The organism is Streptomyces rishiriensis (assembly GCF_030815485.1).
Classification (GTDB): Bacteria; Actinomycetota; Actinomycetes; order Streptomycetales; family Streptomycetaceae; genus Streptomyces; species Streptomyces rishiriensis_A.
Genome location: NZ_JAUSWV010000002.1, coordinates 7978993 through 8001050 on the forward strand (window position 1 = coordinate 7978993; position 22058 = coordinate 8001050).

Consider the following 22058-nt stretch of genomic DNA (forward strand, 5'->3'; position numbering starts at 1 on the left):
ACGAGGATAACGATTACGTATCGCAGCCGGACAGAAAGCTGTACCGGTTTAACGACGACTGCCATAGTGCCGTCGTTCCCCCTCACAGTCCGGAGCCGTAACCCTGAAGGGAGTTGGGCACATGGGGAAGAAGTCGCTTTCCGGCGTGCTGATCACCGCCGCGATACTGGCCGTCGCGGGGTGCAGTGGTGGAGCCGCGCCGACGGGCGAGACGGCGAACGCTCCTGCCGATCCAGGCAAGGTGTCCGGCGAGATCAAGGTCCTCACGCACCGGACGGACCTGGTGCAGAACGGCACGATGGACGAGTACGCGGCCGAGTTCAACCGGGTCTACCCGAAGGTGAAGGTCAAGTTCGAGGGCATCACCGACTACGAGGGCGAAGTCAAGATCCGCATGAACACGGACCAGTACGGCGACGTCCTGATGATCCCGAACGCCATAGCCAAGGACGACTACCCCAAGTTCTTCGCGTCCTTGGGGAGCGAGACGCAGCTCGCCGCGAAGTACCGGTTCATCGACAAGAGCGCGGTCGCCGGCAAGGTCTACGGTGTGGCCACGGTCGGCAATGCGAACGGGTTCGTCTACAACAAGGCTGTCTGGAAGAACGCCGGCATCACCGACTGGCCCACCACGCCCGCCCGGTTCCTCGACGATCTGAAGGCGATCAAGGCCAAGACGGATGCCGTGCCCTACTACACGAACTTCAAGGACGCCTGGCCGCTGACCTCGCCCTGGACCGGCATCCTGGGATCGGTCTCCTGCGACGCGCAGGCCAGTAACAAGCTCGTCTCGGCCGACCCGTGGGTCAAGGGCAGCGACCTGAGCGTCGCCGACACCCTCCTGTACGACATCGTGCACGGCAAGCTCTCGGAGAAGGACCCGAGCACCACCAACTGGGAGGCGTCCAAGGGCATGATCGCCAGGGGCGACATCGCGACGATGCTGCTCGGTTCGTGGGCGGTCACGCAGATGCAGGACGCCGCGGAGAAGGCCGGCACCGACCCGGACGACATCGGTTTCATGCCGTTCCCCGCCCAGGTCGACGGGAAGTACTGCTCCGTCGTCTCGGCCGACTACCTGCAGGCGGTGAGCATCCACTCCGGCCACAAGGAAGCCGCCCGCGCCTGGGTCGACTGGTTCACCGACAAGTCCGGCTTCGCACAGAACGAGGGCTCCGTGCCGACCCTCAAGTCCAGCGCCCTTCCACCGACGTTGAAGCCCTACACCGACGCGGGCGTCAAGCTCATCGAGGTGTCGCAGAGCAGGACCGGCCAGGTCAACGCGATCGACAAGGCCGCCGAGATCGGCCTCAACACGCCTGACTACCGGCAGAAGCTGATCGACATGGCACGCGGCGCCCAGAAGGGTGAGCTCGACGACTATCTGACGGACCTCGGCAAGCGGTGGAACGAGGCGGCAAGGACTGCCGGTTCGTGACCGGTGCGGCAACGGGCCGCCGCCGACGGCACGTCGGCCGCGGCGGCACGGTCCTCTCTGCCCCCTCGCGCCAGCCCGCACAAGAAAGGCCGTCATGACGGATATGACGAGCGAAGTCGCCCGGCGCGGTCCACGATCCGGCGCCCGGGCGTCGCGCACCCCCGCCGGCGGCGCTCTCCGCAGTGGCGGAGCCCCTCGCTCCTGGAAGACCCGTCCACTGCGGCGGCTGACGCCCTGGCTGTTCCTCGCCGGCCCGCTGCTCCTGCTGATCACGTTCACCTATGTCCCCGTGGGAAACATGATCTTCTACAGCTTCACCGACTGGGACGGCGTGAGTCCGGACCGGCGGATGGTCGGTCTGGACAACTACGAGCAGATCTTCACGCGGCCCGAGCTGTTCCGCGTGTTCTTCGTGAGCTTCTACTACCTGGCCGCCTCGTTCGTGCAGATCGCGATCGCCCTCTACTTCGCCACGGTGCTCAGCTTCGACCTGCGGTTCCGCAACCTCTTCAAGGGCCTCCTCTTCTTTCCGTACCTGATCAACGGAGTGGCGATCGGCTTCGTCTTCCTCTACTTCTTCCAGGACGGCGGCACCCTCGACTCCGTGGTGTCCTGGTTCGGGGCGGGCGGTGATCACGCCTGGCTGGGCAGCGCGGAATCGGCGAACACCTCACTGGCGGGCGTGTCGGTGTGGCGTTTCACGGGCCTGAACTTCGTGCTCTTCCTCGGCGCCGTCCAGTCGATTCCCGCAGAGCTGTACGAGGCCGCGCAACTCGACGGCGCCACCCGCCGGCAGCAGTTCCGGCACATCATCGCGCCCGGCATCAGGCCCGTGCTCAGCCTGAGCGTCATCCTCGCGGTCTCGGGCTCGCTCGCGGTCTTCGAGATCCCCTGGATCATGACGGGCGGCGCGACCGGCACACAGACCTTCGTCATCCAGACCATCAAGCTGGCGTTCCAGTTCAACAAGACGGGCCTCGCGTCCGCCGCCGCCGTCATCCTGCTCCTGATCATCCTGCTGATCACATGGATCCAGCGCCGGTTGGTGCCCGACGAGAGGACGGACCTCGTATGACCACTCCCGCACCGCCCACCGCGCGGCGCCCCTGGATCGGCACCGCACTCGTCTACCTGTCCCTGGTCGTGGCGTGCCTCGTCGTGCTGTTGCCCCTGGTCGTCGTTCTCCTCACGTCACTGAAGACGTCCAGGGAGATGACCGAAACGGGTGCGCTCTCCCTCCCGCACGACTTCCTCAACCTCGACAACTACGTGACCGCCTTCCAGGACGGCCACATGCTCACCGCCTTCGGGAACACCGGATTCATCCTCCTCTTCTCCATCAGCGGCACGGTGATCATCGGCTCGCTCACGGCCTACGCCATCGACCGGTTCGAGTTCCGGATGAAGAAGCTCGTCGTCGCTCTCTTCCTCATCGCCACCCTCGTCCCCGCGGTGACCACACAGGTCGCGACCTTCCAGGTCGTCAACAGCTTCGGGCTGTTCGACACACGCTGGGCGCCGATCCTGCTGTACATGGGGACCGACATCGTCTCCGTCTACATCTTCCTGCAGTTCATGCGCGGCATCCCCGTGTCCCTGGACGAGGCGGCGCGCCTCGACGGCGCCAACGCCTTCACCATCTACCGGCGGATCATCTTCCCGCTGCTCAAGCCGGCCATCGCCACCGTGGTGATCATCAAGGGCATCACGGTCTACAACGATTTCTACATCCCCTTCCTCTACATGCCGTCGGAGGAGCTGGGGACGATCTCCACCGCGCTGTTCCGCTTCAAGGGGCCGTTCGGCGCGCACTGGGAGAACATCTCCGCCGGGGCGGTGCTGGTCATCCTGCCGACGCTGACCGTCTTCCTCTTTCTTCAGCGGTACATCTACAACGGCTTCGCCCGGGGCGCCACGAAGTGACGGAACCCGGGCGCTGCGGGAGAACCCGCGGGCGCCGAGGCCGCTCGGAGGGGGCGAGCCGGTGTTCGGTGTCGTGACGACGCCGGGCGCGGGAGCGGTGTTCGGGGTTCATGGGTCCTCCGGAAGCCCGTGGTGGGACGCGATCGGCCCGGGAAGTCCTCGCGGGCCGATCGTCGTGGTCACCGACTCTCCCGGCCGGGGTGCAGACCGCCTCCGTGCCGACCACGGAAACCACCACGGAGACCCGGTGCCGCTACAGGGGTGAGGGCCACGGGTCCGACGGGCCAGGGCCGGGCGGAGCCGCCGTCGGGCATGGGAACCGATGGCCGACCGGACGGGTCTAGTGGTGGGGGAGTGCTCGACTTGCGGGAGGCACGGCGGCGTGAGCTGTCCACCCGCTGAGAAGTGTGTCGGCGTGAGCTGTCCGCTCGCTGTCGCACATTTCGGCGGAACCCACCCGCACCGCTCCGTTAACATGTTACGAAACTCGCGATGAACGCCCCCCATACTCGTCCTTCGCCAGATAAAACATGCCATTCGGCGTGACAAGCAACCTTTTTATTCACATCGAGCAAATTGGTCAAGCAATTGATACCCATAGCATTGCGGGCGTTTTCGCGAATAAAAGGCAGAACTGTACATTTCGTGGCACCTCGTTCCCGGACGATACTGTGGGCCGCGGCGAGTGTGATCGCCCTCGCGTTCCTCGTCGCGCTGGAGATCGCGGCGCGCCGCTGTGGCCTGCCGGGGCCGATCAGCAACCAGGTGGGGGAGCTGATTCACGCTCCCAAATCCGGGTCTCTGCTGTACGCCGGTCTGGCGTTGATGACGGTGGTGCTCACCTGGCGGCAGCGTTTCATCGCGGTCGGCGCCGCGCTCGGTACGGACGCCCTTTTCTCGTTGGCCCGCTGGGTGCTCGACGTCAAGGTGACCGAAGGCCATCCATTCGGCAACGGCGCGCTGTGGGTCATGCTCGGTTATGGGGTCATCGCTTTCACCCGCCGCACCGGCGCGGAACGTGTCCTGCTGCTGAAGGGCGTCGGACTGGGCCTGTTGCTCGTGGCCGGCCGGAAGACCGGCGACATCTGGCTGATCATCACCTCGAAGACCCGCCCCATGGTGCTCGACCAGTACCTGGCCACCGCCGACCACGCGCTCGGCGCACCGTCCTGGCTGGCCGGCCGGATCGTCACCGCCACCGGCTCCATCGGCTTCAACTTCCTCGACGTCGTCTACGGCCAGCTCGCGGTGGCCGCGGTGATCGTCGCGCTGTACCAGCTCCGGAACGTGGCGGTCGAGCGCCGTTTCCCGAGGCACCACCTGGTGCGCACCTTTCTGGTGATCGGCCTCCTCGGGCCCGCCATCTACATGATCTTCCCCGTGGTCGGACCGGTCTTCGCCTACGGCACCGGCGTCGAGCACTGGGCCTCGATCAGCCTGTGGGCCCCGACGGCGGCGCCCAGCGAGCAGTGGGCGGTGGGCGACCTGTGGCCGGTCACGACGTCGCCGATCGCTGTCCCGCACCCCATGCCGTTCGACGAGATCACGCCGCGCAACTGCATGCCCAGCCTGCACACGGCGTGGGCCACCGCGATCTTCATCCACTCCCGCAAGGCTCCGCGGATCCTGCGATTCGCCGGCACGTTCTGGCTGATCGCCACGCTGACCGCAACGCTGGGATTCGGTTACCACTACGGCGTGGACCTCATCGCCGGCGTGGTGTTCGCGGTCACGATCGAGGCGGCTCTGCGCTCGTTCGACCGAGGCTGGGACCGATCGGGAATGCGGCTGGTCGCCTACGGCACGGCTGTCTTCGTCGCGCTTCTGCTGTCCTATCGCTACCTGCCGCTGGAGATGGCCGAGCATGCGTGGGCGTCGGGACCGCTTCTCCTGGTGGCGATGACCTCCGTGGTCTACGGCTACGTACGGACCACCGCACGGTGGGAACCGCACACCGCACCGGCGCGGCAACCGGAACCGCAGCCCGAACTCATCTGAATCCGGCTGTGCCGGGTCAGGGGCCGAGCGCCGCTCGGGTGGGGCCGGCCGGGGCGCAGATGTCCGGCGCAGCCCGCTGCACATCGCCGCGCACACCGGGGTGTTGCTGATCCCGGCCCGTCGGCACCGCCTTTCGCGAACCCGGTATATGGGTGCACCGGTCCGCCGGACGGCTCGAGCGGGAGCCGTACTCGCCGGCCCCAGGATCTCCGCCCGCGCGGGGGCGGGTCGGCAAAAGGCCGTATGAGCACGCCTCGGACGCCACCGGCGACGGGCACGCCCGGCCCCGAGCCGCCGCCGTGCACCGCCTTCGAAGACGCCGACCGAGGGCACGTCGTCGCGCTCGTCCCCGCCGTCGTCGGGGCGGCCGGCGGGCGGGTCGTCGTCGGTCCGTTGATTTCCGCGCAGACGGCCGCCGCGGTCCCCGCGCTCCACCGCGAGCACCGCGGCGACCGGCATGACGCGCTTCCCCTCAGTCGGGGGGTGCCGCACCCGGATCCTGTTCCGCCGCCTCGGCGACGCGTTTGATGTTCGCCAGCCGCCGGTCCCAGTCGGCCGCGAGGGAGGCCATCCACCGCGCCGTCGTGTCCAGCGCCGCGGGCCGCACCGCGTACCGGACCTCCCGTCCGACCCGGCCGCCGGTGACCAGCCCGGCGGCGTCCAGGACGGCGAGATGCTTGACCACCGCCTGCCGCGACACGGGCAGTCGTCCGGCGAGTGTCGTGGCGGTGGCCTCACCCTGCGCGGCCAGCAGATCGAGCAACTGGCGTCGCGTCGGGTCGGCCAGCGCGCCGAGGACGCTGTCGACGACCTCGGCGGCGACGGGACGTTCTTCGCTCACGTGGAAGGCTGTTCGGCGCGCTTCTTGAGCGCGTCGAGCTCCAGGGGCCAACCTTGGCTGTGGTCCTTGAGGTTCCCGCTGCGAAGCTCCTGGGACCCGGCCAGCGCCGCGAACCCGCTCTCGACGACGCGCAGCCGCGTCCCGTCGCCTTCCCGGGTCAGCGTGAACTCCACGAGGGTGCTGTTGTCCTCGCGCAGTTCCTCTCCGGGGAACGCGCTGGTCCAGCGGTACGCCAGGTACGTCGGCGGCTCGACCTTCTCCACGCGCACCGGGAAGTCGCCGTGCTCCGGGTTCTTCGCCACCATCGACTCGCCCTCCCTCGCCACGGTGCCGGGCAGGCTCGCCTTGTCGGCCACCCAGAAACCGGGCTGGGCCACCAGCGACCAGACCCGCTCCATGGGTGCCGCGATCAGGGTTTCGCGTTCGATCCGGTCCTCGCTCATGAGGGGCTCCTTCATCGTCCGGGTCATACTCCGTCATCGACTGATGCAACTCCAGGGTTGCACATCCATCACGGTGGTGCAACCGGAAGGTTGCGCGTCGGGGCGTCGCTTCGACCGACCGCTTCCCGAGGGCTCCCGGGCCCCTTGGGCGTCACGCGGGGGAAGCGGCGAGGCGGGGGCAGGCCCGTGAAGTGCGCGTGAAAACCCTGTGGAAGTGGTGTCGGTGGGGCCGTTTATGCTGCCCCAGAAGATCACGCGGGACCAGGGGAGGGCGCGGCATGTTCGGCAAGCTGTTCGGCAGGGGCGGGGAGAGACCGGCGGATCCGCACGCCCTTCCCGTCCCGCGCAGACACAACGGCATGTACACGCTCCGCGCGCTCGGGGACGCGCGGGTGCTCGCCCTGGTCGAAGCCGCCGAGGCGGGCGACTGGGAGGCGGTCAAAGTGGCGCTGTCCCCCTTCGACCTCGGCCGCGACCACCAGGTCCTCGGCGAGCTGGCCGACGTGAACGGCGTGCAGGACTGGATCGGGCGGGCCGTCGAGGAGGACAAGGAGCACCGGGCGACCGCCCTGCTGATATCCGGCGCTCGCCACATCATCTGGGGCTGGGAGGCGCGCACCTCGGCGCGTGCCGTGGACGTCACCCGGGAGCAGTGGCGCATCTTCCACGAGCGGCTCGGCATCGCCGAGGAACAGCTGCTCGAAGCCGCCGAGCTGCGGCCGGACTGGGTGACGCCGTGGCGTCGCCTCCTCACCTCCGGCCGCGGCATGTCGCTGGGCCCCGCCGTCAACGAGGCCCGGCTCGACGCCGCCCTGCGCCGCGACCCACTCGACCTGGAGACCCACATCGAGTGGGTGTCGCACCTGCAGCCCCGCTTGAGCGGCGAGCCGGGCCAGGCCCTGGCGTTCGCCCGCAAAGCCTTCGCCGACGCGCCCGACGGGCACCGCCTCGGCTGCGTGATCGCCATGGCCCACATCGAGGAGTGGGTGGAGTCGGACCACCAGAACCATCTCGACACACCCCGGACCCAGGAGGAGCTGAGGCAGGCGGCCGGGCGCAGCATCCTGCACCCGGCCTACGAGCGGCGCCCGGGCTGGCAGGAGGACTTCAACATCTTCGCCATGGCCCTCGCCCTGTCCACCGAAGGCATCGTGGCCCCGCGCGTCTTCCACGAGCTGGGCGGCGCCTACACGCCGTGGCCCTGGAAGTACATGGCACAGCCGGAGAAGGCGTACGCCCGCTTCCGGCGCCGCGCCTGACTCCGCCCCGCCCGCCCGATACCGATCACCTCACCCCGGACTGCCCGATGACTCTGCCCCACACCCCCGTGAGCCCGGCCGGCGCCGACCGCACCTTCCAGGTGGACCTGCGCGGCCTCGTCGATCTCCTCTCCCACCACCTCTACTCCAGCCCGCGCGTCTACCTCCGCGAACTCCTCCAGAACGCGGTGGACGCGCTGACCGCCCGGCACGGCCTCGATCCGGCCGCACCCGCCGACGCCTTCGGCGTCCGCCTGTACGCCGACGGTTCGGCGGTCCGCGTCGAGGACGACGGCGTCGGTCTCACCGAGGCCGACGTGCACACCTTCCTCGCCACGATCGGCCGCAGCAGCAAGCGCGCGGAAGGCATCGCCGAACAACGCGGCGACTACATCGGCCAGTTCGGCATCGGGCTGCTCTCCTGTTTCCTGGTCGCCGACGAGATCCACGTCCTGAGCCGCTCCGCCCGTACCCCCGACGCTCCCGCCGTGGAGTGGCGAGGACGCGGCGACGGCAGCTACACCGTCCGCACGCTGCCCGCCTCCGCCCGCACCCGGCCCGGCACCACGGTCACGCTGACGCCGCGCGCCGACGCGGGCGAGTGGACCCGCCCGGCACAGGTGCACGCGCTGGCCCGGCACTTCGGCTCCCTGCTGCGCCACCCGGTGACCTTCGACGACGGCACGGGCGGCCCGGGGGCGCCCGTCAACCCCGAGCCCGCCCCCTGGGCCCGTACGTATCCCACGCCGGGAACCCGTTCCCGCGCGCTGGCCGCGTACGGAGCGGACGTCTTCGGGTTCACGCCGTTGGACACCATCGAGCTGGACCTGCCGGCCGTGGGCCTGAAGGGCATCGCGTGCGTGCTGCCCGAGGCGGTGCCGGCCGGGCGCCGCCACGGCCACCGCGTGCACGTCAAGGGAATGCTGCTGTCCGAGCAGGCCGAGGAGATCCTGCCCGAGTGGGCCTTCTTCGTCCGCTGCGTCGTCGACGCGGAGAGCCTGCGCCCGACGGCCTCGCGGGAGTCCCTCTACGAGGACGACACGCTCGCCGCCGTCCGTGAGGCCCTCGCCGAGCGGCTGCGCGCGTGGATCGCCCGGGCCGCCGCCAGCGATCCGGACCTGCTCGCCCGCTTCCTCCAGGCCCACCACCTGGCCGTCAAGTCGCTCGCGGTGCACGACGACGAGATCCTGCGCATGCTGCTGCCCTGGCTGCCGTTCGAAACCACCGACGGGCACACCACCCTCGACGAGTTCGCGCGCACCCACCGCACCGTGCTCGTGACGTCGAGCGTGGAGGAGTTCCGGCAGGTCGCGGCGATCGCCTCGGCCGCCGGACTCGGCGTCGTCAACGGCGGCTACACCTACGACCGCGAACTGGTCCACCGGCTGCCGGAGATCAGGCCCGAGGCCGCCGTCGCCGACCTCGACCCGGCGACCCTCACCGCCCACCTCGACCCCGTCGACCGGGAGACGGAGCTCGCCGCCGCCGCCTACCTCGCCCTGGCCCGCGACGCCCTCGCCGTCTTCGACTGCGACGTCGCGCTGCGCACCTTCCAGCCCGCCTCCGCCCCCGCCCTCCTCGTCGACAGCCGCGAGGCCCGGCACGAACGCACCCGCTCCCAGCTCGCCCGCGAGCAGGAGGGCGGCCTGTGGGGCGACATCCTCGGCGCCCTCCGCCAGGAGGCGCCCCGCGCCCAGCTGATCCTCAACCAGCTCAACCCGCTGGTCCGCACCGCCGTCACCATCGACGAGCCGGAGCTGGCCCGCACCAGCGTCGAAGCGCTGTACGGCCAGGCCGCGATGCTGTCCCGCCGCCCGCTGAGGCCCGCCGAATCGAGCCTCATCAACCGCTCCTTCCTCGACCTGCTCGCCCACGCCCTCCGCAAGGACAGCTGACGATGCCGACCGCACCCGCACCCCATCCCCAGAACACGGACGAGCTGTACCAGGCGCTCCAGGAGAACGACCGGCGCCCCTACGGCCGTACCCGGACGGTCACCGCAGAGGAACTCGTCGAAACCGCCGAGCAGTTCGAGGAGCCGGTCCCCCTCGTCCACGCGCTCTTCGAACTCCAGGAGGCGTACACCTACGGCTCCGAACCCAGGAAGTCGCCCGTTGTCTTCGCCCGTCTGCTGACTCTCTTCGACGAGCAGCCCGACGTCTTCGACGAGCGCCTGCGCCACCTGCTGTTCTGGCGGTTCAAGTGGGTGGCCGCCGCCCTGCGCGCGCTGCCCGAGATACCGCTGGCGAGCCTGCGTCAGTGGCTGACGGAGATGCGCGACCGCTACGAGAAGGCGGGCCTGGGCCTCCAGCCCTACTACGGCCAGGCCTACCAGCTGGCCAACCACGTAGGCGAGGACACGGCCCTCGCCTACGAGTTGTGGGCGAGCCGCACCCGTACCCGGCTCAGCGACTGCGAGGCCTGCGAGATCTGCGAGCGCGCCCTGTACCACCTGGCCGCGGGCGACGACGAGCGGGCACTGCGCACCTGGGAACCCGTGCTGGCCGGAAAGGAATCGTGCCAGGAGGAACCGGCCCGCTCCGTCTCGCACTCGCTGCTGCCCCTGCTGCGCACCGGCAGCACCGACCGGGCCCGCGAACTGCACCTCGCCGGCTACCGCAGCTGCCGCCGCAACCCCTCGATGTCCCAGGAAGTCGGTCGCCACCTGGAGTTCTGCGCGCTCACCGGCAACGAGGCGCGCGGTCTGGAACTGCTCGCCGAGAACCGGAGCCTGTTCGACGAGGTCGACTCGCCGCTGGACCTGCTCGGCTTCCTCACCGGGGTGGAGGTTCTCCTCCAGCGTGTCGAGGTCCTCGGCCACGGCGACCTGCCCGCCGCCGGATACGCCGGCCGCACCTGGACGGTGGCCGGCCTGCGCGCCGAGGTACGCGGCCGCGCCGACGAGCTCGCCGCCCGCTTCGACACGCGCAACGGAACCACGGCCCACACCGACCGCCGCAGGGCCCGCCTCGACCGCGCCCCGCTCCTGGACGCGCTGGAACTGACCCTGCGCAGCCGCAGCCTCGACGACGCGATCGCGGCGCCGGATCCCGTGCCCGCCGCCCGTGCGGCCGCCGCCGTCCCCGACTCGCTGACCGAACTCATCCTGCGCGCCAGGGCGTTGGACGAGGAGGGGCACCCGGACGCACAGGCCTGCTGGGCGCGGCTGCGCACCCTCGTCGTCGCCCGCGACTACACCCACCCCGACGATCCGGCCGTGGGCCCGCTCGTACAACTGCGCGCGGACCTGCTGTCCGAGGAGGCGAGCCGGGCGGGCGAGAAGGACGAGTTCGCCGACGCCGCCGCCCTCCACGAGGAGGCCGCGGCCCTGTACGACGACGCCGGACTGCCCGGACAGGCGGCGCTCGCCCGCGCCTGCGCCCTGTTCCCTGCTGTCGAGGCCCTCGAGCAGAGCGCCGACGGAGCCGAGGCGAAGGTCGAGGCCCTGACCGCAGTCCACGCGTCCACGGTCCGACTGCACGAGGACACGCCCGGCCTCGAGCCGTATCAGGAGGCCCGCCTGCTGCGGCTGCGGGCGACCGCGCTCGGCCTGCGCCTCCAGACGTCGGGGAGCGAGGAGCACGTCGCGCCGGTGCTCGCCGAGGTGGACCTGCTGCAGGCGTTCGCCACCCGGCACGACCTCGATTGGCAGATCTCCGGTGCCCGGATGCTGCGGGCCAGCACGTACGCCCTTTCCCGCGACCTGCCCGCCGCGGTCACCGAGCTCGACGCCCTCCTCGACCGGCTGAAGGCGCACGGCCCCGCCTGGCACCTGCCCCGCACGCTCGGACTGCGCGGCCGGCTCCGCCTCCTTCTCCAGGACCCGTCGGCCGCTCACGCGGACCTGACCGAAGGCCTGCGACTGGCCGCCGACTGGCCGGCCGACGCGCTCGACACCACCCGCCTGCACGCAGACCTGGCCGAGACCTGCCTGCACCTGGGCCGCCCCGACGAGGCCCTGCGGCATCTGACGCGCTCCGCGGAGCTCGAAATGCGCCGAGGCAGCCGGACAGACGCCTTCTGCGCCTACAGCAACGCCGCTCGGCTCAGCCTCGACATGGGCCGCGTCGAGGACTGCATCGCGCTGCTCGACTCCCTGCTGGCCGAACCGGACGTCGCCGCCGGAGAGATCGACGACCGGCTCCTCGCTCAGCTGCGCCTGACCCGCGCCCGTGCGCTGCGCGCCGGAGAGGACCTCAAGGCCGCCACGGCGGAGTTCGTCGCTCTCGCCGCCGAGTCGGCCGGCTGGGACGACGACCCGGGAAGCCACGCCATGATCGCCGCGGAGACGGCTGTCCTCCTCGGCGAGTCCGGCGACTTCGGCCGCGCCCGCGCGGCCGCCGACCAGGCACTCGCCGCCCACGCCAAGGCCCCGAGCTACGAGCAGGTCAGCAACTGCCTGCGCGAACTCGCCCGGCTCCAGGCTCAGCAGCAGGGTTCCGACGGCCTGGCCGACGCCCTCGCCTACCTCGCCGACGCCGGCCGGATCGCCGACGAGGCCCGCGCCGCCGAACACGAGGCCCGCGGCCGCTCGCTGGACTCCGCTCTGGCCTACGAACACGGACGGGTCAACGCCCACGCCGGCGAGTACGAGACCGCCCTGGCCGCCCTGGAGAAGGCTCTCGCCCTCCTCGGCGAGCCGGGAAGGGACGACGACCGCGCCGGCGAATGGGCCGAGTGCGTCCGCCTCGCAGGTGCCGTGGAGGGCATCTACCTCGAACGCGTCGGCCCCGCCCTCAGCCGCGTCGACGCGGCGGTCTCCCACCTGACCGCCTCGGGCCACACCGAAGAGACCGAGCTGCTGATCTCGCTGGCGGCCCGGCTCCGAGGCGAGGAGTGACGCGGCGGTGCCGGGGCGACGAGCCCGCCCCGGCACCGCACCCCACCCACTCCCGCGGGCCATCGACGACGGACAGCCGCTGGATCGGGCGCAGCGTCCCTACGGCCTGCGCAGCCGCCGGCACATCATCCTGGACCGACGGACCACTGATGAGGGGTTGAGCACGGGCCTCACCGGAGCCGCAGACGGCCTTCCGACATGCCTCGGCGGGTGTCATGCGTCGGCTGGAGCGGGCTGCTCGGCGGCTTGTGCGGCCGGAGCGGACGGGGATGAGTCGGAGACGGCGTAGAAGACGGACGCACCCTGCTTGGAGCGCTGCGCCTGACCCTTGGCGACGAGGCCTTCGAGGGTCGTGCGCACCACGGTGGTCTTGACGTTGCGTTCGGGGTGGACCTGGCCGAGAGCGGTGGCGATCTCCGCAGCCGAACGGGGTTCGCGCTGCTCGGCGAGGTGGCGGCGGACCAGGTCCACCAGTGTCGGCTGCGCCGTCTGCGCGGGTTCGGCCTTGCCCGCGGGCTTGCTGTCGGCCGCCTTCCCGGCCGGGCGGGAGGGCCGGGAGGCAGCCTTCTTGGACTGTGCCTGCTTGCTCGCGCGCGACGTGGCGGCCTTCTTGCGCGGGGCGGGCACCGCTGCGGTGGCCGACGGCTTGGCCGTCTCGTCGGGTGCCGGTGCCGGTGCCGAGGCGATGGCCTGCTGAATGCTGACGAGCACGGTGTGATTGCGCTGGAGGGCCGCCAGTTGCTCTTGCAGGGCGGCGATCTCCGCGCCGACACGCTCCTGCTCCTTGGCGTTGCGTTCCAGGTCGGCGGTCACCTGAGCGGTGTACTGCGAGGTGAGTTCGGTGGTGGAAGAGTTCTCGGACATGAGACGCACGACCTTTCCTCGGTGTGAGGCGGCAGTTGACGGGACCTGCCGTACCCGCCGTCCGGGCGGGGTGATGCCTGCCGGGCACGCAGTCACGGGCCCCGGTGCAGAACACTGATGGAGAGATAGTACGGACAAGCGGAGCGCAAGGTTCTCTTCCAGCATGCCGCTGCACACATCCCGGCACCCGGGACGGCCCGTTGGAGGCTGAGCCGGAGCCGGCGAGGACACCGTCCCGATGGGCTCGTGCGTACAGGAAAACCCCCGCCCAGGCTTCGGCAGTCCTCGAACCTGAGCGGCGGGTGAGCGCCTGCCGCCCCCTCGCCACACCGAAGTCACTGGAAGGTGACCCCGGTCCCGTGAGGTGGGCGGCTGGGTCGCACGGGCCGAGGTCGTCCCCTGCCGACCGGGCCCCCGCCTGCGACTTGCCCGGCGGCGGCCCTCTACCCTCGGTGTCCGGCGCGGTGCCGTTCGCGCCGTACGGGTTCACAAGGGGGAGTGCGCAATGCGCTCGGGGTTGATCGGGCTGTGGCGGTGGACGGCATGGGGTGGCATCGGGCTGAGCCTGTACGCGGGCTGGCTGACCGCCGATGACATCCGGGACCGCGCGTCCAGCGAGCGCGACATCAGCGCGGCGTGTGACGGGCTCGTGTCGGGGGCCGCGGTGATGGACCTGCAGGGCGGGATGGTCCGGGCGGAGGTCAGCGACTACGACGAGTACCGGATCGACGCGAGTGAACTGCACAGTTCCTGCATCGTCTACAAGGTGCCGGGTTCCGGCCGGACCAAGAGCCTGTTCACGTTGGTGGTGCGGCACAGCGACGCCTCCCAGCCGTTGAACTGGATCGGTGACGACAGCGGGCTCGAGCCGTTCGACGACAGCGCGGGCAGCGAGGGCAGTGGGGACAGCGATGTCACGGCGGTCGCCGACCGGCGTCCCGAAGCGTGGCCGGTGGGCGACGGCACCCTGGGCCGGTACGGGAACTGGTACACGACCGTGCGTGCCGAGTGCGGTGCGGGCAGCCGTGCGACGGCCCCGAAGCTGTTGAACGTCACCGCCCGCGCCGACTACGACGACGTCTCCGCAGCGGACCGTGACCGCCTCGCCCGCATCGCCCGCTCCGCCGCCGAGAAGGCGGCCGACCGGATCGGCTGCAAGTCCAGGCTGGCCGCCCTGCCAAGCGAACAGCTTGCTTCCGTGCCGACCGCTCTCCGCCCCGCCAAGACGGCGGACGGCTCCTGCCGCTGGTTCGCCGGACACCTCACGCGGCAGGGACAGGACCGGCTGCCCGACCGCGTCCTCGAGGTACCCGTCCGGAAGGCGAACCCCCTCGAAGGCTGCCTCCTGGCTGTCAGCCCCGACCAGGTGGACCGGATCGCCGACGGCCTCGACGACCACGACCGCGACTACGCACGCACTGCGCTCACCCACTCGCCCTGGTGGCTGCGCACCGCCTCCTACTTCGGCCCGGAAGCCGGCACGGTGGGGTACGAGGTCATCGGCGCCGAGGACGCGATCATCAAGGCCGGTACGGCCGGGCACGCAAGCGGAGCCTGGTGGGCCTCCTCCGTCTGTGACGGCAAGCCCGCCCTGCACACACTCAGTTCCAGCTACACCTACGACGGCATCCTCGGCTCCCAACGGATGAAGTCCCTGTTCCACGCCTACGTCGACGACATCACCAAGCGGCGCGGCTGCACCGACGTGACGTACCCGGACGCGAAGGAGTTCCACATCCCGTGAGCACAACGTGCGCCGCCTGCCGACGTGGTCCGGTTCCGGACGGCCGGTCGCCTGCCCGCAAGGTGATGCCCCCCGCTCCCGGACCTGGCCCGACCCCGCCCGCACTCGAACTCGGTCCCCGGACCTAGGTCGGTGATCCGATGTGCCCGGGCCGGAAGCGTGTTTGGCTACTGACATGAGCGAATGGAGCGCGACCGAACGCGCGTACCTCGTGGCACAGCGGTTGGGGCGCTTGGCGACGGTTGATCCGTCGGGGCAGCCGCAGGCCAATCCCGTGGGGTTCTTCCTGCAGGAGGACGGCACGATCCTGATCGGGGGGTTCGCGATGGGGCAGACGAAGAAGTGGCGCAATCTTCGCAAGAACCCGAAGGTCGCGCTCGTCGTGGATGACGTCGTGAGTCTCAAGCCCTGGACGGTGCGCGGTGTGGACATCCGAGGTGAGGCCGAACTCCTCGTCGGACCGCACGAGTTGGGTCCGCACTTCAGCGAAGAGGGTGATCCGCATCCACCCCAGGCGGATCCACAGCTGGGGGCTCGAGGCCGGCTAGCGCGTTTCGCCGGGATCACTCCAGCTGCGGCACTGAAGAGGAAGATCGCTGCGGCGACAACGACGTTGCAGCGGCCCGCAACCGGCCACTAGGGTCGATCGGGTGACTGCCGGGTCGGCCATGTGCCATGCACGAGTGAGGGTCCCGGCCTCGGCGTGAGCGCGAGGCGGGCAAGAGGCCCGCCCTTTTCTCCGCGTCTTTGCTCCGGCGCCCTTGTGCGGCGCCCCGTCCCAGCGGATCCGAAGACCCGGAGACACACCTCTGATGACATACGACCAGCCGTACCCGCACGAATCCGAGCTGTCCGCGACCTCTGTCCAGCTGAACCACACCGCCGTCTACGCCAGGGACCGGCACCTGTCGGCCGAGTTCCTCGCCGTGATCCTGGGGCTGGAGGTCGGGGCCCCGTTCGGGCCGTTCCTGCCCGTCGACCTCGGCAACGGCGTGACGCTCGACTACTACGAGAAGCGGGACGAGCCGATCCAGTCGCAGCACTACGCGTTCCTGGTGCCCGACGCCCAGTTCGACGCCATGATCGCCCGTCTGGAGGCGGTCGGCGTCACCTACTACGCCGACCCCAGCCACGCCGAACCCGGCCGGATCAACCGTCTTTTCGGCGGCCGTGGCGCGTACTTCGAGGACCCGGACGGCCACAACATGGAGATCATGACCCGGCCCTACGCTCGCCCCTAGCGGACCGTTCGGCGGCAGTCGGCCGAGCTCTCCTCGCCGAGTGGCACTCCCACTCGCCGGCCCGGGCGGAACGTCTGGGCCGGCGGGGTGAGCCGCTCGGCGAACAGCGCGATGGCGAGCGGAGCTGGATACCCCTTGCCGACCGGGGTGCTGAGGGTGACTGTCCACTACCGGACGAACCTCACGATGCGGCTCCTCGCGCCGCTGTTCGGGGTTTCGGTGTCCGCCGCAGCGTTCATGCCTCGCTGAGCAGCGGCTCGTAGGGGGTGGAGCGCAGGCGGCCTGACATGAAGGAGAGGAAGTCCTTGATGAACGCGCTGCGGGAGTACGTTTCGTCGGTTCCGGTCGTGTCGCGTCGGAATCCTGTCCGGAACAGGGCTCGGTACTCGTCGGCGTCGATGGACTGGTTGCCGTCGGTGTCGGTGGCTTCGAAGAGGACCTCGGCGACCCTGATGAGGGCGGGGCCGGCGAGAGAGGGGACACCCGCGGCGTATTCCTCCTTGCTGATGCGGCCGTCACCATCGAGGTCGAGGGCTGTCTGCAGTTCCCGCCACCAGTCGGCGTAGGCGTTGTAGAGCTTGGTCTCCTGCGGTTCGTCCAGGTCCAGGCGGCCGCACAGTTCCCGGGCCATGGCGGCGAGGTCGGGCCACTCCACGTAACCGTCACCCGTCTGGTCGAGCACGGCACGGAAGAACTCCTCCGCACTGCGCTGCGCCATGGTCGTCTGGGCAGGTGCGGGCTGCTCGGGAAGGGGCGTGATGAGTCTGAGCAGGGCGCTGGCTCGTTTCATGCTGTCGCGTACTGCTGTGACGGTTCTGGCGCGGGGATCGTCGCTGTGGGGGGAGAGGGTGATCAGGCCGGCGAGTCCTTCGGCCTGGATCCACCCGTCGGGCAGGAAGCGTGCCAGGCCGATGGCCAGGTAGGCGCTTTGCGCGAGCGTCTGAGCGCCGGGGATCTCCGGCAGTCCGGCCCGTCGACGGAAGGGTTCGGGAAGTGACGCCACAGTGATGGCGCCGATGACGGGTCCGGCGAGAGCCCGGCCAGCCGCCCATACGGTGGGCAGACCGTCCAGCACCGGCGGGGCCGGGAGGTGGTCGAAGAGCTTGTAGAGGATGATGCGCAGCGCCTCGGTGTTCTCCAGTTCCTCTTCGACCATGTGGTCGAAGTATCCCCAGAATTCCTGCAGCGTCCCGGGGAGGTGGCCGGCTCGGTCGCCCATCACTGCGAGGAGCGCCTGGAATTCGGCGTACAGCTTTTCCATGGTGGCCTGTTCGAGGGGCTGGCCGCTGAGCCGGCACATGGTGACGGCGCTTTCGAACAGCGTGGCGACGACCCAGGCACGGGCCTCGGGGTCCATCGCGTCGTAGGGCCGGTCCTTTGCGTCGGTGCCGGCCAGCCGGGCGTGCAGGCGGTTGAGCCGCGCAGCCTCCCTCTGCCGTGTGTGGTCGTCGGCGCCGAACATGCGCTGCATGCTCAGGAAGGTGTTGCGCAGCCGTCGCCACGGATGGGCCACGAACGTCGAATTCTCGATCAGGGCGGCACCGATCTGCGGGTGGGCGGCCTCCAGCACGGTCGCCCGGACCATGGCCAGGGCCCAGCGGGGATCGTTGAAGAACTCATTGAACTGCGAGCCTGGGCCGAACAGTGGATCCGAAGGCCCCTCCGAGACGGGCTGCTTGCGGTTCGCGTCACGATCGGTGGCACCGGAGGCAGTGTCCTCGGGACGGGCGCTGGCTGTGTCGGTCACGGGTGTGACGCTCCGTTCGCGTTCGGTGCTACGCCGCCGAAGCGACGATCGCGTTGCTGGTAGGTGTGCAGGCAGTGAGCGAAGTGCGTCGCGCGGAAGTCGGGCCAGAGCACCGGCGGAAAGATCCATTCGGCGTAGGCGACCTGCCAGAGCATGAAATTGGAGATCCGCTGTTCACCCGAGGTCCGGATGACGAGGTCAACATCCGGCGTGTCGGGGAAAGGCAGATGCGCGGCGAAGTTGTGCTCGTTCACCGCATCAGCCGGCATCCCGCTGCGAATCAGAGAGCGCGCCGCTTCCACGATGTCCCCGCGCCCGCCGTGATCGAACGCCACCGTCAGCGTCATACCGCGGTTCTTGCCCGTCAGGGTCATCAGGTCCTCGAAGTCCTGGGCCAGCCCCGCCGGAACCCTGGAATCGGCTACGCCGAGGAACCGGCAGCGGATACCCCGTGCGTGCAGCAGCGGGGCGTGCTTGCGTACGACCCGGCGCACCAGGTGCATGAGGAAATCGACCTCGTCACCGGGGCGCTGCCAGTTCTCGGTGGAGAACGCGTACAGACTCAGCCACTCCACCCCGGCCGAGCGCGCCGCCTCGATGACGTCGATCACCGTCGCTTCCGCCGCCCGATGACCCGACGTACGCGGGAGCGACCGCTGGGCCGCCCACCGTCCGTTGCCGTCCATCACACAAGCGACATGCCGCGGTACCCGTGCCTGCCGACCTTGGCTGACGGGACTGTCGGCAGGCGGCGGAACGGTAGGAGCACCCAAGGTCCGGTCAACCGTCACCCGTGCTCCTCGTGGTTGTCACGGCCCGATGCGTCTCCGGCTCGCAAACGCCGCTGGGCATCCCGTCAACGGACCACCGCCGCTCGACCCACTGCGTCGCGAACACGCGGGGGCCCGGCGGGGCCCAAGGAACGAAGACGCCCGTGGACGAGTTGCCGGCCTGGATTCCGTACTGGCCCAGAACCGCTCCCCGTCTCGAGCACCACCCAGATGAACACCCAGCAGACTGGCCTGACCTGCACGAGGCCATGAGGTGATTCGCCCAGATTCACTCCTAGGCGGCCCTCAACGAACGAGCGGACGAAAAGACAAAGGCGGCGAAGTAACTCCCTGACGCCCGCGGTCCGGAGTCCCACGCATGCAGCCTCGGGCACGCGACAGCAAGCCCGCCTATGGGACAACTAGCGTGCTTCAGCACAGCCATCACTCGATCAGTGGCCACTCTGAAAAAGCTCACTGACCCTGTCGCGCAACGAAGTCTGATTTCCGCGAGCAGTATGTGCCTGCACTGATCATGCTGGCGCCATGACGATGTCATCCACTACAGACTCAGTGACAGTCCTCACCGGTATGTATGCGGCTGAGGCCGAGTACCTGGCGGCCGGAGGTCCTGGCGAGTCTTCGTTCGACCTCCTCGCCCCCTTCTTCGCGTCGAATGTCGAGCTGCATCAGGCGGATGCTCTGCCCTATGGAGGTACTTGGCGTGGGCACAACGGAATGACGCAGTTCTTCCTCACGATGGGACAGGTCTGGGAGACGTTCGACATGGTGGCGCAGGAGTTTCTTGCCACCGGTGAGACTGCGGTCGTGCTCACTCAGGTCCGTGCTCGCGCTCGTGCGACCGGCCGTGAACTCCGCTTCCCGATCCTGCAAACGATCACGATCAAGGACGGGCAGATCACCGAGGTCCGTCCCTTCTACTGGGACACTCAGGCCATCGTGGATGCCTGCGCCGGGTCCGTGCCGACAGACTGAAACCGACTGTAAATCCGTTGGTCACAGCCACTCGTTGAGGACTGCGACCACCACAGTCGCCTCATGGCGGACGACAAGTCTGCGTTGATCTGGCTTACGGGTGGGGCATGAAGTGGACGACTGCCCGGAAATGACAGATTTCCTACCGTCGAAGCCATGACGACAGATGTGACTCGCTCACGTACACGTCAAGGAACAGGCCCCACCCCTCTTGCCGGGGCCGACAGACCATCTAGGGCTCCTCTTCGCCCGTCGCGCGGTGTGCAGGCGATGGTCGGCGAGGGTGGGATGATCCTTCCAGTCCGGTACGCCTGGCATTGCCACGTGCACGGAAATGCCGGTGACCGACGAGGAAGACGAAGGATCGATGACGCTGAAGGTGGGCCAACGGGTGCGGCTGGCGGCGGACCTCCGGTTGGCCGGGTCGGTGACCCCGGCCGAGGAGCCCCCGGAGCAGACGGGTGCCTTCGCCGCCTCTGTGGCTCTGGCAGCAGGCATCGAGGGCACTGTCGAGCGTGTGGACGAGCATCACCGGCAGCAGAGCCACGAGGTCCGTGAGTACCTGCGCCTCAAGTCGCTCCTCGACGACTTCGGCCACCAGATGCCGCCGGAGAGCAGAAAGCAACTGGAGGAGCAGGTGGGGGCCTTGGCAGAGCAGTGGGCCGCCTTCCAGCGACGGATGCTTCGCGTCACGGTCCGCGTCAGGCTCGACAACGGATTCGTCCTTGACGAAGCCCCGGAGGAGGCTTTCGTCTCTGCCTGACCAGTCGTCGCAGCGCTCGCCGCTCGCACTGCTGGGCGTCTGGGCGTCGCCGCAGCGAAGGCCAGCCTGCCGGCGTGTGCTGGTGACCGCGTTGGAGCGGCGTTCGTGGGCAGCGTCCACAATTTCGGTAGAACGCCTCGACGCCGTTCGCGCCCACGGGTAGCAGGCCGATGTCGTCGACGAGATGCTGCGATAGACGACCGGTTTGCTTCTCAGGTAGTCGAATGGTCGTATACTGCACCCCATGGGACGGACGAGCGATGCCAGGAGCAAGATTCTCCATGCCGCGCAGTCCCTCATGGAACTGCGGGGATACTCGGCGCTGGGCGTGGCGGAGATCTGCAAGACGGCCGGTGTACCCAAGGGCAGCTTCTACTACTTCTTCGAGTCCAAGGAGGCCCTGGCGCTGACCGTGCTCGATGAGCAGTGGGCGGCTCAGCGACGCGACTGGGAGCGTGCTCTGCGGGGCGACCAGGAGCCCATGCTGCGGCTCCGGCAGCTCTTCGAGGACACCGCGGCCGCTCAGCGCGCCGGCCAGGCGACCTGCGGAACCGTGTCCGGGTGCATGTTCGGCAACCTCACGCTGGAGCTGAGCAATCAGACGGAGCCCATCCGTCAGCGCCTGCAGGAGATCTTCGACGCCCAGGTCGGCATGGTCGAAGACGTGATCTCGGCCGCCGTGGAGCGTGGTGACGTGACGGTCACCGACGTGCGTGACGCCGCCCGTTCCGTCGTCGCGCAGTTGGAGGGGCAGGTGCTGTTCGCGAAGCTCTACAACGACACCGCCCCGCTCGATGCCCTTTGGCCGAACTGCCTCGCTCTCCTGGGAGCGCGCGCCCCCGAATCGGGCGTGGCCGCTGTCTGACCGGGCCGCACCGCGTCGCCTGCGAAGTGCGGGTGTAGGACATGCGCCGGCTCACGGGCCTTGACGCTCACCCCTCGGCCTTCTCGGAGGTCGAGGGGTGAGTCCTTCGGGAGGCCGGCCCATGACGGCGTCATGCGAGCTTGACGCCCTCGATGCCGATGGTGACGGGTTCGATGTCGCGCCCCCTGAAGGTGGTCCAGCGCCTACGGGCGCGAGTACATGATCCCACCCGGTCGGCGACTGCCGCGTGCCCCTTCGCCGTCCCCCCCGGCATGCCCGGGCGGCCCGACCGTCCCCTGACTCAGTGATCCTGCGCCAGGTCAGGA

The 22058-nt window shown here is 69.4% G+C and carries 17 protein-coding genes and 2 pseudogenes; 14 read left to right on the top strand and 5 right to left on the bottom strand.

Annotated features, from left to right (window positions below; all coding sequences use genetic code 11):
- Positions 1–121: 121 nt before the first annotated feature.
- From QF030_RS37625 to QF030_RS37640, 4 genes are all read left to right on the top strand, one after another.
- Complete coding sequence (locus QF030_RS37625; RefSeq protein ID WP_307167039.1) at positions 122–1438, top strand: ABC transporter substrate-binding protein; 1317 nt, start codon at positions 122–124, stop codon at positions 1436–1438.
- A 94-nt stretch (positions 1439–1532) separates the two neighbouring features.
- Positions 1533–2513, top strand: coding sequence for a carbohydrate ABC transporter permease (locus QF030_RS37630; protein WP_307167040.1), 981 nt, complete (start codon positions 1533–1535; stop codon positions 2511–2513).
- The gene (locus QF030_RS37635; RefSeq protein ID WP_307167041.1) at positions 2510–3361 is read left to right on the top strand and encodes a carbohydrate ABC transporter permease; all 852 of its coding nucleotides are present in this window, start codon (positions 2510–2512) and stop codon (positions 3359–3361) included. Before QF030_RS37630 ends, QF030_RS37635 begins: the two co-directional genes overlap by 4 nt.
- Before the next feature lie 645 nt (positions 3362–4006).
- Positions 4007–5359: a phosphatase PAP2 family protein gene (locus QF030_RS37640; protein WP_307167042.1), complete on the top strand. Its 1353-nt coding sequence runs from the start codon at positions 4007–4009 to the stop codon at positions 5357–5359.
- Between the two features lie 472 nt (positions 5360–5831).
- Here QF030_RS37640 and QF030_RS37645 read toward each other — a convergent pair whose 3' ends face one another.
- Together QF030_RS37645 and QF030_RS37650 are read right to left on the bottom strand one after the other, a co-directional pair.
- Positions 5832–6200: an ArsR/SmtB family transcription factor gene (locus tag QF030_RS37645; RefSeq protein ID WP_307167044.1), complete on the bottom strand. Its 369-nt coding sequence runs from the start codon at positions 6198–6200 to the stop codon at positions 5832–5834.
- A complete protein-coding gene (locus tag QF030_RS37650; protein ID WP_307167045.1) occupies positions 6197–6643 on the bottom strand; it encodes an SRPBCC domain-containing protein in 447 nt (148 codons plus the stop codon). Before QF030_RS37650 ends, QF030_RS37645 begins: the two co-directional genes overlap by 4 nt.
- Before the next feature lie 278 nt (positions 6644–6921).
- Between QF030_RS37650 and QF030_RS37655 the strand changes: the two genes are divergently transcribed.
- The 3 genes from QF030_RS37655 to QF030_RS37665 are packed head-to-tail and all read left to right on the top strand — an operon-like array spanning position 6922 to position 12742.
- Positions 6922–7902 carry a hypothetical protein gene (locus tag QF030_RS37655; RefSeq protein WP_307167046.1) on the top strand — a complete coding sequence of 327 codons (981 nt, stop codon included), beginning with the start codon at positions 6922–6924 and terminating at the stop codon, positions 7900–7902.
- A 47-nt stretch (positions 7903–7949) separates the two neighbouring features.
- Entirely contained in the window at positions 7950–9797 is a 1848-nt protein-coding gene (locus QF030_RS37660) for an HSP90 family protein (RefSeq protein ID WP_307167047.1), read from the top strand.
- Between the two features lie 2 nt (positions 9798–9799).
- Entirely contained in the window at positions 9800–12742 is a 2943-nt protein-coding gene (locus tag QF030_RS37665) for a hypothetical protein (RefSeq protein ID WP_307167049.1), read from the top strand.
- Between the two features lie 213 nt (positions 12743–12955).
- On the opposite strand, the gene QF030_RS37670 is transcribed toward QF030_RS37665, so the two are convergent.
- On the bottom strand, positions 12956–13606 hold the full coding sequence (locus QF030_RS37670; protein WP_307167050.1) for a hypothetical protein: 651 nt from the start codon (positions 13604–13606) through the stop codon (positions 12956–12958).
- A 505-nt stretch (positions 13607–14111) separates the two neighbouring features.
- On the opposite strand from QF030_RS37670, the gene QF030_RS37675 reads away from it, so the two are divergent.
- The 4 genes and pseudogenes from QF030_RS37675 to QF030_RS37690 all read left to right on the top strand — a co-directional run.
- Entirely contained in the window at positions 14112–15350 is a 1239-nt protein-coding gene (locus QF030_RS37675; protein ID WP_307167051.1) for a hypothetical protein, read from the top strand.
- Between the two features lie 175 nt (positions 15351–15525).
- A pseudogene (locus tag QF030_RS37680) lies at positions 15526–15898 on the top strand (PPOX class F420-dependent oxidoreductase).
- 264 nt (positions 15899–16162) lie between these two features.
- The gene (locus QF030_RS37685) at positions 16163–16591 is read left to right on the top strand and encodes a VOC family protein (protein WP_307167052.1); all 429 of its coding nucleotides are present in this window, start codon (positions 16163–16165) and stop codon (positions 16589–16591) included.
- 132 nt (positions 16592–16723) lie between these two features.
- A pseudogene (locus QF030_RS37690) lies at positions 16724–16825 on the top strand (transposase family protein); the annotation flags it as partial.
- 1 nt (position 16826) lies between these two features.
- Here the strand turns inward: QF030_RS37690 and QF030_RS37695 are convergent.
- Both QF030_RS37695 and uppS read right to left on the bottom strand, forming a co-directional pair.
- Positions 16827–18236: an oxygenase MpaB family protein gene (locus QF030_RS37695; RefSeq protein ID WP_307167831.1), complete on the bottom strand. Its 1410-nt coding sequence runs from the start codon at positions 18234–18236 to the stop codon at positions 16827–16829.
- Positions 18237–18334: 98 nt separating this feature from the next.
- On the bottom strand, positions 18335–19111 hold the full coding sequence (gene uppS, locus QF030_RS37700) for a polyprenyl diphosphate synthase (RefSeq protein ID WP_307167832.1): 777 nt from the start codon (positions 19109–19111) through the stop codon (positions 18335–18337).
- A 543-nt stretch (positions 19112–19654) separates the two neighbouring features.
- Between uppS and QF030_RS37705 the strand changes: the two genes are divergently transcribed.
- From QF030_RS37705 to QF030_RS37715, 3 genes are all read left to right on the top strand, one after another.
- Positions 19655–20104 carry a nuclear transport factor 2 family protein gene (locus QF030_RS37705; RefSeq protein WP_307167053.1) on the top strand — a complete coding sequence of 150 codons (450 nt, stop codon included), beginning with the start codon at positions 19655–19657 and terminating at the stop codon, positions 20102–20104.
- A gap of 340 nt (positions 20105–20444) precedes the next feature.
- A complete protein-coding gene (locus QF030_RS37710) occupies positions 20445–20867 on the top strand; it encodes a hypothetical protein (protein WP_307167054.1) in 423 nt (140 codons plus the stop codon).
- 244 nt (positions 20868–21111) lie between these two features.
- Positions 21112–21732 (top strand): TetR/AcrR family transcriptional regulator, encoded by a 621-nt coding sequence (locus QF030_RS37715; protein ID WP_307167055.1) that lies wholly within the window; start codon positions 21112–21114, stop codon positions 21730–21732.
- Positions 21733–22058 lie beyond the last annotated feature (326 nt).